12 protein-coding genes and 1 other RNA gene are annotated in these 12732 nt (G+C 64.7%); 9 read left to right on the top strand and 4 right to left on the bottom strand.

The features are described from left to right. Positions 1–110: 110 nt before the first annotated feature. From C6A77_RS22125 to C6A77_RS22110, 4 genes are all read right to left on the bottom strand, one after another. The gene (locus C6A77_RS22125) at positions 111–689 is read right to left on the bottom strand and encodes a BON domain-containing protein (protein WP_114171381.1); all 579 of its coding nucleotides are present in this window, start codon (positions 687–689) and stop codon (positions 111–113) included. Further along, the gene (locus C6A77_RS22120) at positions 686–1279 is read right to left on the bottom strand and encodes a phosphoheptose isomerase (protein WP_012274070.1); all 594 of its coding nucleotides are present in this window, start codon (positions 1277–1279) and stop codon (positions 686–688) included. Before C6A77_RS22120 ends, C6A77_RS22125 begins: the two co-directional genes overlap by 4 nt. A gap of 86 nt (positions 1280–1365) precedes the next feature. After that, complete coding sequence (locus C6A77_RS22115) at positions 1366–1737, bottom strand: YraN family protein (RefSeq protein ID WP_114171380.1); 372 nt, start codon at positions 1735–1737, stop codon at positions 1366–1368. After that, positions 1737–3554, bottom strand: a complete 1818-nt coding sequence (locus tag C6A77_RS22110) for a penicillin-binding protein activator (RefSeq protein ID WP_114171379.1) — start codon at positions 3552–3554, stop codon at positions 1737–1739. The genes C6A77_RS22115 and C6A77_RS22110 overlap by 1 nt, the downstream gene beginning before the upstream one ends. A 186-nt stretch (positions 3555–3740) precedes the next feature. On the opposite strand from C6A77_RS22110, the gene rsmI reads away from it, so the two are divergent. The 9 genes from rsmI (at position 3741) to mraY (ending at position 12726) form a co-directional block, all read left to right on the top strand. Then, a complete protein-coding gene (gene rsmI / locus C6A77_RS22105) occupies positions 3741–4616 on the top strand; it encodes a 16S rRNA (cytidine(1402)-2'-O)-methyltransferase (RefSeq protein ID WP_114171378.1) in 876 nt (291 codons plus the stop codon). A 67-nt stretch (positions 4617–4683) separates the two neighbouring features. After that, positions 4684–5057, top strand: an RNA gene (gene rnpB / locus C6A77_RS22100) — RNase P RNA component class A. 308 nt (positions 5058–5365) lie between these two features. Continuing rightward, positions 5366–5821 (top strand): division/cell wall cluster transcriptional repressor MraZ, encoded by a 456-nt coding sequence (gene mraZ, locus C6A77_RS22095; RefSeq protein WP_004575120.1) that lies wholly within the window; start codon positions 5366–5368, stop codon positions 5819–5821. Between the two features lie 2 nt (positions 5822–5823). After that, on the top strand, positions 5824–6765 hold the full coding sequence (gene rsmH, locus C6A77_RS22090) for a 16S rRNA (cytosine(1402)-N(4))-methyltransferase RsmH (protein ID WP_178082396.1): 942 nt from the start codon (positions 5824–5826) through the stop codon (positions 6763–6765). Then, positions 6762–7055, top strand: coding sequence for a cell division protein FtsL (gene ftsL, locus C6A77_RS22085; RefSeq protein WP_114171376.1), 294 nt, complete (start codon positions 6762–6764; stop codon positions 7053–7055). The genes rsmH and ftsL overlap by 4 nt, the downstream gene beginning before the upstream one ends. Then, positions 7055–8797, top strand: coding sequence for a penicillin-binding protein 2 (locus C6A77_RS22080; protein ID WP_161959687.1), 1743 nt, complete (start codon positions 7055–7057; stop codon positions 8795–8797). The genes ftsL and C6A77_RS22080 overlap by 1 nt, the downstream gene beginning before the upstream one ends. Continuing rightward, positions 8797–10284: a UDP-N-acetylmuramoyl-L-alanyl-D-glutamate--2,6-diaminopimelate ligase gene (locus C6A77_RS22075; RefSeq protein WP_114171383.1), complete on the top strand. Its 1488-nt coding sequence runs from the start codon at positions 8797–8799 to the stop codon at positions 10282–10284. The genes C6A77_RS22080 and C6A77_RS22075 overlap by 1 nt, the downstream gene beginning before the upstream one ends. Further along, positions 10277–11644, top strand: a complete 1368-nt coding sequence (gene murF, locus C6A77_RS22070; RefSeq protein ID WP_114171374.1) for a UDP-N-acetylmuramoyl-tripeptide--D-alanyl-D-alanine ligase — start codon at positions 10277–10279, stop codon at positions 11642–11644. Before C6A77_RS22075 ends, murF begins: the two co-directional genes overlap by 8 nt. Continuing rightward, positions 11644–12726: a phospho-N-acetylmuramoyl-pentapeptide-transferase gene (mraY, locus tag C6A77_RS22065; RefSeq protein WP_023661969.1), complete on the top strand. Its 1083-nt coding sequence runs from the start codon at positions 11644–11646 to the stop codon at positions 12724–12726. The genes murF and mraY overlap by 1 nt, the downstream gene beginning before the upstream one ends. The last annotated feature ends 6 nt before the right edge of the window (positions 12727–12732 follow it).

Genomic DNA, 12732 nt, shown 5'->3' with positions numbered 1-12732 from the left:
GGCCCCCGGGGGGGCGCCCCCCCCCCCCCCCCCCCGCCCCCCCCCCCCGCCCCCCCCCCCCCGGGGGGGGGGGGCCCCCCCCCGCGAAGAGGCCGGTACAGGCTGATGAATCAGTCGATGTATTCGAACAGCTTGACGATCTTCTGTACGCCCGACACGCCCTGTACCACGGCAGTGGCCGAGTTGGCCTCCTGCTGGGTGACCAGGCCGAGCAGGTAGACGATACCGTTCTCGGTGATCACCTTGATGCGCGAGCTGGGCACGGCATTGTCGGTCAGCATCTGGGTTTTGATCTTGGTGGTCAGCCAGGCGTCGTTGTTGCGCGCCAGAATGGAGGAGGGCTGCATCACCTGCAGTTCGTTGTGCACTTTCTTGACCCGCTGCACCTGGCTGGCGGTCTGCTCGGCGAGGCTCTTGAGCTCGGCGCGCGGGGTCTGGCCGGCCAGCAGGACGATGCCGTTGTAGCTGCTGACGACGATGTGCGAGCCCTTGTCCAGGTCAGGGCTGGCCTTGGCGATGTTCACCGAGGCCTTGGTTTCGATCAGCGAATCGTCGATCTTGCTGCCGATGGTGCGCGTACCGCGATCGTCTTCGATCGGTGAATTGCGGGTAGAGGTCAGTACCGAGCTGCAGCCGGTGACGCTCAGGCACAGGGTCAGGGCCATCAGGCCGAGGCGCATAGGGGTCATTCTTCACTCCCGAACAGTTGGCTGTCGATCAGATCGCAAAGGCAGTGGATCGCCAGCAGGTGGACTTCCTGGATTCGCGCGGTAACCGTCGAAGGTACGCGGATTTCCACGTCTTCTGGCAGCAGCAATGAGGCCATGCCGCCGCCGTCGCGGCCAGTCAATGCTACGACAATCATTTCGCGGTCATGTGCGGCCTGGATCGCCTGGATCACGTTGGCCGAGTTGCCGCTGGTAGAGATCGCCAGCAGAACGTCGCCGGGCTGACCGAGGGCGCGGATCTGCTTGGAAAAGACTTCGTTATAGCTGTAGTCGTTGGCGATCGAGGTCAGCGTCGAGCTGTCGGTGGTCAGCGCGATGGCCGGCAGGCTCGGGCGTTCACGTTCGAAGCGGTTGAGCAGCTCCGAAGAAAAGTGCTGGGCATCGCCGGCCGAGCCGCCGTTGCCGCAGGCGAGCATCTTGCCCTCGTTGAGCAGCGCGTTGACCATGACCAGGCTGGCCTGCTCGATGTGCGGTGCCAGGATGTCCATTGCCTGTTGCTTGGTATCGATGCTGGCCTGGAACAGCCGGCGAATTCGGGATTGCATGTCCATCTGGTGACCTTAAGTGGGGCGGTGGCCTTTGCTACGCGCAACAACGACCAGCCCGCGAAACATAGAGCAAAAAAATCGGAGTGGGTTCAGCATTCGAAGGCGTTTTTCAGCCATTGAAGCGGTCTGCCTGCATGGTGGCTGCCCTGCAGGGCGACTACGTCGAAGCGGCAGGGGTGGTTGCCCCAGCGGGGCTCCTTCTGCAGGAACAGGCTGGCGGCGAGCACCAGCCGTTTCTGCTTGCGCCCGTCGATACTGCCGAGGGCGCCACCGAAGCCCGCGTGCAACCGGTAGCGGACTTCGACGAATACTACTGTATCGGCGTCGAGCATGACCAGATCAAGCTCGCCACCTTTGCATCGCCAGTTGCGCGCCAGCAGCTGCAGGCCCTGCCCTTGAAGGTACGCAAGGGCCTGGATTTCTGCTGCCTGCCCGGCACTGGTGGGCGACGCTGCTGCCATCAGCGGGCAGTGTCAGGCAGGCGCCGGACCTGGCCGCCGGCGAACTCGGCCCACGGCAGCTGGCGCTCGATACGCTGGTTGGCGTTCATGCTCAGGCTGCCGGAGAGGCCCTGCACACGGTTGTCCGGCAGTGCTTTCAGCTGGCCCAGGCGCGGCGCCAGGCTGTAGGCATCGACGCCCATGGCGTACAGGCGGCCCAGGCTGCCGGCAGCTTGCGGCCATTGCTGTACCACCTGTTGGCGCAGGCTGTTGCTGGTGTCGAGCAGCCATGGCGTTTCGCAGAAACGGATGCCGTTCATGTCGTTGTACTGGTTGACGTCACCGCTGGCGCTGTACAGGTTCGAGGTGGCGTACACCGGTACGTCGCCGGCGTACTGGAAGTTCAGGGTCGGCTTGATCTGCTGGGCCTGTTGCGGGGTCGAGGCGAGGAAGATGAAGTCGATGTCCTGGCGGCGCGACGGTTGTGCGGCGATGTTGCCACCTACCGTGCTCTGCAGGCTCTTGGCGCGGCCTTCACTCTGGCGCAGCTGGAACAGGTCGGCAATCTGCTGGGCCAGGGCGACCGGCTGGGCGATGCGCTCGGCGGCGAGCAGGGTGCCGCCGTTGCCTTCCCAGTCCTGACGGAAGGCGGCCAGCACGCGGTCGCCCCATTCGCCGCTCGGCACCAGGGCCACGGCGCGGACCATGCCATCGGCGCGGGCGCGGCGGGCCACTTCACGGGCTTCGTCTTCGGCAGCCAGGCCAAACTGGAACAGCTGTGGCGGGGCCTTCTGGCCGGCCTCGGCGTAGTTCAGGGCCAGGGTAGTGATCGGCAGTTGCGGCTTGGCGGCCAGTTGCTTGACCAGCGGCTTCTCCAGCGGGCCGATGACCAGCTGCACGCCGGCGGCCTGGGCCTGGCGATAGAAGTCGTCGAGCGAGCCGATGCGCGAGCTGTCGAACACCTGCACGGCAGGCGCCTGCTGGCCGGCTTGCTGGGCCTGGAAGTGCGCAGCCATGAAGCCGTCACGCAGGGCGCGGGCAACACCGGCCAGCGGGCCTTCCTGCGGCAGCAGCAGGGCGATCTTGGTCAGCGGCTGGCTGGCCAGCTCCTTGAGCTTGGTCAGCGCCAGTGGCAACTGCTGGGCAGCCGGGTGCTGCGGGTGCTGCTTGACCCAGGCATCGATGGCCGCTTGCTGCTGCTCCAGGGTGCCGGCGCTTTTCACGGCAAACGCCAGGCTGGTCCAGCCGGCCAGGGTCTGGTCGTTGCCAGGCTGCTGCAGTTGCTCTGCGGGCAGCGAAGCGACCAGGGCCCAGATGGCGTCATGGTTGGCACTGGCGGCCTGGCCGCTGAGCAGCGGGGCCAGCAGGACGCGTTGCTGCGCGGCTGCCAGGGCCTGGCCATCGGCTTCGAGCGCGGCGGCGTGCACGCTGTAGGTGCGCGCTTGCTGCTCTTGCGGCAGTTCGGCGAGGCGCTGCAGGCTGGGGTGGGCCAGGGCGGTCAGTGCGGCCTTGGGCTGGTTGCGGCTCATGGCCAGCTCGGCCGCCAGGGTGCTGGCGAACACTTGCTGGGCCGGCTTGAGGGTGTCCAGCGGCACCTGCTCGAGGATGCGTGCGGCGCGTGGGAAGTCCTTCTGCCTGTAGGCCAGGTCGGCTGCGCTCAGGCGCAGCAGGGCGGCGTCTTCCGCGGACTTGCTGGAGGCAGCCTTTTCGAGCAGCTGCTCGATGCTGGCGTCCGGGGTGCGTGGCAGCTCGCCCAGGCTGGATGAGGGCGAGCTGGCGCAGGCTGCCAGCAGGGCAGCAAGGCAGAGGGCTGTGAACAGCCGCAGGCAAGCGATCATGTAAAGGTCCTGTTACTCGATCAAGTTGGCCGGCAATTGTACCCAAGCGCTGGCCGGGGCGCGATGTCGCCGTGTCGATCCTTCACTATAGGTGGTCTGCCATCGGTCGCCGACGAAGTTCTTTGCGCCCTGTTGCAGGCGCTCGGGCTACAATGGCGCCTTTGATCCGGACGACAGGTGTGCGCAGTGACTGATGTGGCAGGGGCTTCGAAATCCACCGTGGGGACGCTGTATGTAGTCGCGACCCCCATCGGCAACCTCGACGACATGAGTGCCAGGGCGCTGAAGGTGCTGGCGGATGTGGCCCTGATCGCGGCCGAAGATACCCGTCATTCGATCCGCCTGTTGCAGCACTTCGGTATCGACACGCCGCTGGCGGCTTGCCATGAGCACAATGAGCGCGACGAGGGCGGGCGTTTTCTCGGCAAGCTGCTGGCAGGTGAGAATGTGGCGTTGGTCTCCGATGCCGGCACGCCGCTGATTTCCGACCCGGGCTACCACCTGGTGCGTCAGGCGCGGGCCGCCGGGGTGAACGTGGTGCCGGTGCCTGGCGCCTGTGCCCTGATCGCGGCGCTGTCGGCGGCGGGCTTGCCGTCCGACCGTTTCATCTTCGAAGGCTTTCTGCCGGCCAAGGCGGCGGGGCGGCGGGCGCGCCTGGAGCAGGTAAAGGAAGAGCCGCGCACGCTGATCTTCTACGAGGCCCCGCACCGGATCCTGGAGTGCCTTGAAGACATGGAAGCGGTATTCGGTGGCGAGCGCCCGGCGCTGTTGGCGCGCGAGCTGACCAAAACCTTCGAGACCCTCAAAGGCCTGCCGCTGGCCGAGCTGCGGGCGTTCGTTGCCGCTGACAGCAACCAGCAGCGCGGCGAATGCGTGGTGCTGGTTGGTGGCTGGAGTGCCCCGGAGGGCGAGCAGGCGATCAGTGCCGAGGCGCAGCGGGTGCTCGACCTGCTGCTGGCCGAGCTGCCGCTCAAACGCGCGGCGGCGCTTGCCGCAGAAATTACCGGGGTACGCAAGAACCTGCTGTATCAGCTGGCCCTGGAAAAGCAGAAAGCCGAGTAGTGGCAAAAGGGTATAAATGCCGGTATCGCTTGTTCTTGGGCGCGTGTGCCGTTAATCTTGGCGGCGGAGAGTCGATCGGACAGTCGCTGCCTGCCTTTGTTCCACAGCGTTTGTTGTGTAACGGCAGGGGGAGGAAAGTCCGGGCTCCATAGGGCAGAGTGCCAGGTAACGCCTGGGAGGCGCGAGCCTACGGAAAGTGCCACAGAAAATAACCGCCTAAGCATTTCGGTGCCGGTAAGGGTGAAAAGGTGCGGTAAGAGCGCACCGCACGGCTGGCAACAGTTCGTGGCTAGGTAAACCCCACTCGGAGCAAGACCAAATAGGGTTCCATCAGGCGTGGCCCGCGTCGGAACCGGGTAGGTTGCTAGAGGCGTCCAGTGATGGCCGTCGTAGAGGAATGACTGTCCTCGACAAAACCCGGCTTACAGATCGACTCTCCACCTTTCCCTCCCTGCTTGATTCGATAGCAGATGCTCGTTGGTAATACCGAAAAAATCTTACTCTTGATAAATCACTTTAACTTCGAACGCCATCTTCTGGCGTGGGTTTGATTTTTCTCGTCTTTTTTTCTTCGCGGTAGTCCTTCCACATTCCTTTATTGCGCTAAATCTCGGTCCTGTAAGGCTTTTCCTTCCGAACGTGCCTTGACGGTGCTGCGGGCGGATTCCTATAGTGTGCGCAAGTGGCAGAAAGTGGGATGAAGTGGGTTTTCTGGCACAAAAAAGCTACCATTGTGGGGAATCGCAGCCGTGTTCCGCGGAGCCAACGCCGTCAGCCTCGATGCAAAGGGCCGTCTCGCCATGCCGAGCCGGTACCGTGACGAGCTCGATTCGCGTTGCAATGGTCAACTGATCGTGACCATCGACGCCGTAGACCCCTGCTTGTGTGTTTATCCCCTCGATGAGTGGGAACAGATAGAAGCCAAGTTGCGTGCCTTGCCATCGTTGCGTGAGGAAAACCGCCGCCTGCAGCGCTTGCTGATCGGTAATGCGGTGGACCTGGAGCTCGATGGCAGCGGGCGTTTCCTGGTGCCGCCCCGCCTGCGCGAATACGCCAAGCTCGACAAGAAGGCGATGCTGGTGGGGCAGCTGAACAAATTCCAGCTGTGGGATGAAGATGCCTGGAACGCGGTTTCGGCAGCCGACCTTGCAGCTATTCAACAACCGGGCGCCATGCCCGACGAATTGCGTGACCTGATCCTGTGACCATAGATAGCGGCTTCAACCACATTACCGTCCTGCTCGACGAAGCTGTCGAGGCATTGGCCCTGCGCGCCGACGGTTGCTATCTGGACGGCACCTTTGGCCGTGGCGGGCACAGCCGGCTGATTCTCAGCAAGCTCGGGCCGCAAGGGCGGCTGCTGGGTTTCGACAAGGACCCACAGGCGATTGCCACGGGGCAAGCGCTGGCGGCCGAAGACGGCCGCTTTGTCATTGTGCAGCGCAGCTTTGCCGAGCTGGGCGCCGAGGTCGCCGAGCGCGGTCTGCATGGCAAGGTCAGCGGTGTACTGCTGGACCTGGGCGTGTCCTCGCCGCAGCTGGATGACCCCGAGCGCGGTTTCAGCTTCCTCAACGATGGCCCGCTGGACATGCGCATGAACCCCGACCAGGGCATCAGTGCCGCCGAGTTCATCGCCACTGCACCGGTGGAAGAGATTGCCCGCGTGTTCAAGGAATACGGCGAAGAGCGTTTCGCCGGGCGCATGGCGCGTGCCGTGGTCGAGCGTCGCGAGCGCCAGCCGTTCACCCGCACTGGCGACCTCGCCGAAGTGCTGAAGGTGGCCAACCCGGCCTGGGAAAAGGGCAAGAACCCGGCGACCCGCGCGTTCCAGGGCCTGCGTATTCACGTCAACAACGAACTGGGCGACCTCGAGACCGGCCTCGAAGCCGCGATCGATGCGCTCGAAGTGGGCGGCCGCCTGGCGGTCATCAGCTTCCACTCGCTGGAAGACCGTATCGTCAAACTGTTCATGCGCAAGCTGGTCAAGGGTGAGGCCGACAACCTGCCGCGCAACCTGCCGGTCCAGCACAAGGTCTTCGAACCGAAGATCAAGCTCATCGGCAAGGCCCAGTTCGCGTCCGACGCCGAACTCAAGGCCAACCCGCGTTCGCGCAGCGCTGTGATGCGCGTGGCGGAGAAGCTGCGGTGAGCAGGCTGTTTGCCAAACCCTTGCCAGGCGGAAGCTTCCTGATGCTTCTGCTGTTCGTCGCCGTGCTGGTTTCGGCCATTGCCGTGTCCTACAGCGCGCACTGGAACCGCCAGCTGCTCAACACGCTTTACGGGGAATTGAACGAGCGCGACAAGGCCCAGGCCGAGTGGGGCCGGTTGATCCTCGAACAGAGCACCTGGACAGCTGCCAGCCGTATCGAGAGCCTGGCTTCCGAGCAGTTGAAAATGCGCGTGCCGGCGGCTGATGAAGTCCGGATGGTGGCGCCATGATGAAGCTTGAAGGCGCACTTTACCCGTGGCGCTTCCGCGTAGTGATCGGCCTACTGGCGATCATGGTCGGTGCCATCTGCTGGCGCATCATCGACCTGCAGGTCGTCGACCGGGACTTCCTCAAGGGCCAGGGCGATGCGCGCAGCCTGCGCCACATCCCGATCCCGGCGCACCGCGGGCTGATTACCGACCGCAACGGTGAGCCGCTGGCGGTGAGTACCCCGGTCACTACCCTGTGGGCCAACCCCAAGGAAATGCAGGCCTCCAAAGAGCGCTGGCCGCAACTGGCGGCGGCGCTGGGGCAGAACCCGCAGCAGCTGATCGACCGCCTGACCCAGCAGGCCAACAAGGAATTCATCTACCTGGTCCGCGGCCTGACCCCGGAGCAGGGCCAGCATGTGCTCGACCTGAAAGTGCCGGGCGTGTACGGCCTGGAAGAATTCCGCCGCTTCTACCCGGCAGGTGATGTCACCGCGCACATGGTCGGCTTCACCGACCTCGACGACCACGGTCGCGAAGGGGTGGAACTGGCCTATGACGAGTGGCTGGCCGGCGTGCCCGGCAAGCGCCAGGTCATCAAGGACCGGCGTGGCAGGCTGATCAAGGACATCCAGGTAACCAAGAACGCCAAGGCCGGGAAGACCTTGGCGTTGTCGATAGACCTGCGCCTGCAATACCTGGCCACCCGCGAATTGCGCAACGCCATTGCCGAACAGGATGCCAAGGCCGGCAGCCTGGTGATCATGGACGTCAAGACCGGTGAGGTCCTGGCCATGGTCAACCAGCCGACCTACAACCCCAACAACCGCCGCAGCATGTTCCCGGCGGCCATGCGCAACCGGGCGATCATCGACGTGTTCGAGCCAGGCTCCACGGTCAAGCCGATCTCCATGAGTGCGGCGTTGCAGAGCGGCCGCTGGAAGCCGACCGACAAGGTGGAAGTGTACCCGGGCAGCCTGCAGATCGGTCGCTACACCATCAAGGACGTGTCCAAGAGCGAGGGGCCGATCCTCGACCTGACCGGCATCCTGATCAACTCCAGTAACGTCGGCATGAGCAAGATCGCCTTCGACATCGGCGGTGAGGCCATCTACCGGGTCATGTCCCAGGTCGGCCTGGGCCAGTACACCGGCCTTGGCTTCCCGGGCGAGCGCGTCGGCAACCTGCCCAACCACCGCGAATGGCGCAAGGCCGAGACCGCCACCCTGTCCTATGGCTACGGTGTGTCGGTGACGGCCTTGCAGCTGGTGCATGCCTACGCCGCGTTGGCCAACGACGGCAAGATGGTGCCGCTGTCGATCCTCAAGGTCGACAAGGCGCCGGAAGCAGTGCAGGCCATTCCCAAGGACACCGCCGAAACCGTCCAGGCCATGCTGCAGCAGGTCATCGAAGCGCCGCGCGGCGTGTTCCGCGCCCAGGTGCCGTTCTATCACGTGGCCGGCAAGTCCGGTACCGCGCGCAAGGCCACGGTCGGATCCAAGGGTTACACCGAAAACGCCTACCGCTCGTTGTTCGCCGGCTTCGGGCCGATGAGCGACCCGCGCTACGCCATCGTCGTGGTCATCGACGAACCGGGCAAGGGCGGTTACTTCGGCGGCCTGGTTTCGGCCCCGGTGTTCAGCAAGGTCATGTCCGGCACCCTGCGCCTGATGAATGTGCCGCCAGACAACCTGCCGCCACCCGCGCCCGTCGAACAATCGCAAGTCAATGCAGCAGCAGCCGCCAAGGGAGGGCGTGGATGATGACAATGCCATTGAGCAAGCTTTTCGCCCACGCCAGCCGTGACCCGCTGATCCGTGAACTGACCCTGGACAGCCGCACTGTGCGCCCGGGCGACCTGTTCCTGGCTGTGCCGGGGGCCAAGGTCGATGGCCGCGCGCATATCGCCGATGCCCTGGCCCGTGGCGCCGCCGCGGTGGCCTATGAAGAGCAGGGCGCCACCGTGCTGCCGCTGACCGAGGTGCCGCTGATTCCGGTGAAGGGCCTGATCGCACAGCTGTCGGATATTGCCGGGCGCTTCTATGGCGAGCCAAGCCGGCAGCTGAACCTGGTCGGCGTGACCGGTACCAACGGCAAGACCAGCGTCACCCAGCTGGTCGCCCAGGCGCTCGATCTGCTCGGCCAGCGCTGCGGCCTGATCGGCACCCTGGGGACCGGCTTCTATGGCGAGCTGCAGAGCGGTCGCCTGACCACGCCAGACCCGATCGCCGTGCAGGCGACCCTCAACGACCTGAAGAAAGGCGGGGCCAAGGCCGTCGCCATGGAAGTGTCTTCCCATGCCCTGGAGCAGGGGCGGGTCGCAGCACTGGCGTTCGACATAGCGGTGATGACCAACCTGTCCCGCGATCACCTCGACTATCACGGCAGCATGGAGGCTTACGAGGCCGCCAAGGCCAAGCTGTTCGCCTGGCCGAGCCTGCGCTGCCAGGTGGTCAACCTGGACGATGCCTTCGGCCGTCGCCTGGCCGATGACTTTGCTCGCCGCCCGAGTTTCGACCACAGCGAGACCCGGCTGCTGAGCTACAGCCTGGAAAACCCCGACGCCTCGTTGTACTGCCGCGAAGCGCTGTTCAGTGACGATGGCGTGCGTGCCACCCTGGTCACCGCTCAGGGTGAGCGAGTGCTGCGCAGTCAGTTGCTCGGCCGCTTCAACCTCAGCAACATGCTCGCCGCCGTGGCGACCCTGCTGGCGCTGGATTACGCACTGGACGAGATCCTCGAAGTCACCCCGCAGTTGCAAGGCCCGGTAGGCCGCATGCAGCGCCTGGGCGGCGGCGACAAGCCGCTGGTGGTGGTCGATTACGCGCACACCCCGGACGCCCTGGAAAAAGTGCTCGAAGCCCTGCGCCCGCATGCCCACGGCAAGCTGTTGTGCCTGTTCGGCTGCGGCGGCGACCGTGACCGCGGCAAGCGCCCGCTGATGGCGGAAGTCGCCGAGCGCCTGGCCGACCGCGTGCTGGTCACCGACGACAACCCACGCACAGAACAGCCGCTGAGCATCTTCGATGATATCCGCCCTGGTTTCGCCAGGCCGGCCGCGGTCGAGTTCGTCGCCGGCCGTGGCGATGCCATTGCCCACCTGATCGCCACTGCCGCTGCCGACGATGTCATCGTGCTGGCCGGCAAGGGCCACGAGGATTACCAGGAGATCGATGGCCAGCGCCATGACTTCTCCGACCTGATCGAAGCCGAGAAGGCACTTGCAGCCTGGGAGGCTCCACATGCTTAAGCCGCTTTCACTCAGCCAGCTGACCACGGCACTGAGTGGTCGCCAGATCGGTGCCGATGCCACCTTCACCGGTGTCAGCATCGACAGCCGCAGCGTCGGCGCCGGGCAACTGTTCGTCGCCCTGGCCGGCCCGCGCTTCGATGGCCACGACTACCTGGCCGATGTGAAGGCCAAGGGCGCTGTCGCGGCCCTGGTCGAGCGCGAAGTAGCCGATGTCGACCTGCCGCAGCTGCTGGTCGCCGATTGCCGCCTGGCCCTCGGCCAGCTCGGTGCGCTGAACCGCGCCGCCTATGACCAGCCGGTGGTGGCCATCACCGGCTCCAGCGGCAAAACCACAGTCAAGGAAATGCTCGCCAGCATCCTGCGCACCCGTGGCCTGGTACACGCCACCCGCGGCAACCTGAACAACGACCTCGGCGCGCCGCTGACCCTGCTGGAAATGGCTCCCGAGCACAGCGCCGCAGTGATCGAACTGGGCGCCTCGCGCATCGGCGAAATCCGCTACACCGTCGGCTTGACCCGGCCGCAGGTGGTGGTCATCAACAACGCCGGTACCGCCCACGTTGGCGAGTTCGGTGGCCCGGAGAAGATCGTCGAGGCCAAGGGCGAGATTCTCGAAGGGCTGGGCGAGGGCGGCATCGCCATCCTCAACCTGGACGACAAGGCCTTTGCCATCTGGAAGGCGCGTGCCGGTGCGCACAAGGTCATCAGTTTCGCCCGCAATAACGTCAGCGCCGATTTCTTCGCCAGCGACATCGGTCGCGACGCCCGCGGCTGCCCGTCGTTCAAGCTGCATGGCGCCGGTAATGTGGTGAGCGTGCAACTCAACGTGCTGGGTGAGCACAACGTCAGCAATGCGTTGGCCGCTGCCGCCGCCGCGCATGCCGTTGGTCTGAGCCTGAGCGGCATCGGCGCCGGCCTGGCTGCCGTGCAACCGGTCAAAGGCCGTACCGTGGCGCAGATCGCGCCGAACGGCGTGCGGGTGATCGACGACAGTTACAACGCAAATCCCACCTCTATGTGCGCGGCCATTGATATACTCGCCGGCTTTTCCGGGCGCACCGTTCTGGTGCTTGGGGATATCGGCGAACTGGGGCAATGGGCGGAGGAAGGCCACCGTCAGGTGGGTGACTACGCACGTGGCAAGGTCGATGCGCTGTATGCAGTGGGTACCAACATGGCCCATGCGGTCAAGGCATTCGGCGCCAATGGCCGCCATTTCGCTACACAAGCTGAGCTGATCGAAGCGGTTAGCGCCGAGAACGCCAGCGACACCACTATCTTGATCAAGGGCTCGCGCAGCGCTGCGATGGAAAACGTCGTGGCGGCATTGTGCGGTGCCAGCGGGGAGAAACATTAATGCTGCTGCTGTTGGCCGAGTATCTGCAACAGTTCCACAAAGGCTTCGCGGTCTTCCAGTACCTGTCCCTGCGCGGGATCCTGGGGGTGCTGACCGCGTTGTCGCTGGCGCTGTGGCTGGGGCCATGGATGATCCGTACCCTGCAAATCCGCCAGATCGGCCAGGCCGTGCGTAACGACGGCCCGCAATCGCACCTGTCCAAGTCCGGTACGCCGACCATGGGCGGTGCGCTGATCCTGTCCGCCATCGCCGTCAGCACCCTGCTGTGGGCCGACCTGACCAACCGCTATGTGTGGGTGGTGCTGATCGTCACCCTGGCGTTCGGTGCCATCGGCTGGGTCGACGACTACCGCAAGGTGATCGAAAAGAACTCGCGTGGCCTGCCAAGCCGCTGGAAGTACTTCTGGCAGTCGGTGTTCGGCCTGGCTGCCGCCATCTTCCTCTACAAGACCGCGCCGACCAGCGTCGAAACCACGCTGATCCTGCCGTTCATCAAGGATGTCACCATCCCGCTGGGCATCGGTTTCGTCGTGCTGACCTACTTCGTCATCGTCGGCTCGAGCAACGCGGTCAACCTCACCGATGGCCTCGACGGCCTGGCAATCATGCCGACGGTGATGGTCGGCGGCGCGCTGGGCATCTTCTGCTACCTGTCGGGTAACGTGAAGTTCGCCGAATACCTGCTGATCCCCTACGTGCCGGGCTCGGGCGAGCTGATCGTGTTCTGCGGCGCGCTGATCGGCGCCGGCCTGGGCTTCCTGTGGTTCAACACCTACCCGGCGCAAGTGTTCATGGGTGACGTCGGCGCGCTGGCACTGGGCGCCGCGCTGGGCACCATCGCAGTGATCGTGCGCCAGGAAATCGTGCTGTTCATCATGGGTGGCGTGTTCGTCATGGAAACCCTGTCGGTGGTGATCCAGGTCGCCTCCTTCAAGCTGACCGGCAAGCGTGTGTTCCGCATGGCACCGATCCACCACCACTTTGAACTCAAGGGCTGGCCAGAGCCACGGGTGATCGTCCGCTTCTGGATCATCACCGTGATCCTGGTGCTGATCGGCCTTGCAACCCTGAAACTGAGGTAGATGAGC

The organism is Pseudomonas sp. AFG_SD02_1510_Pfu_092 (assembly GCF_003331055.1).
In the GTDB taxonomy this organism is placed as follows: domain Bacteria; phylum Pseudomonadota; class Gammaproteobacteria; order Pseudomonadales; family Pseudomonadaceae; genus Aquipseudomonas.
Note: the sequence above shows the minus strand (reverse complement) of the source record. Positions and strands in the feature narration are given on the sequence as shown.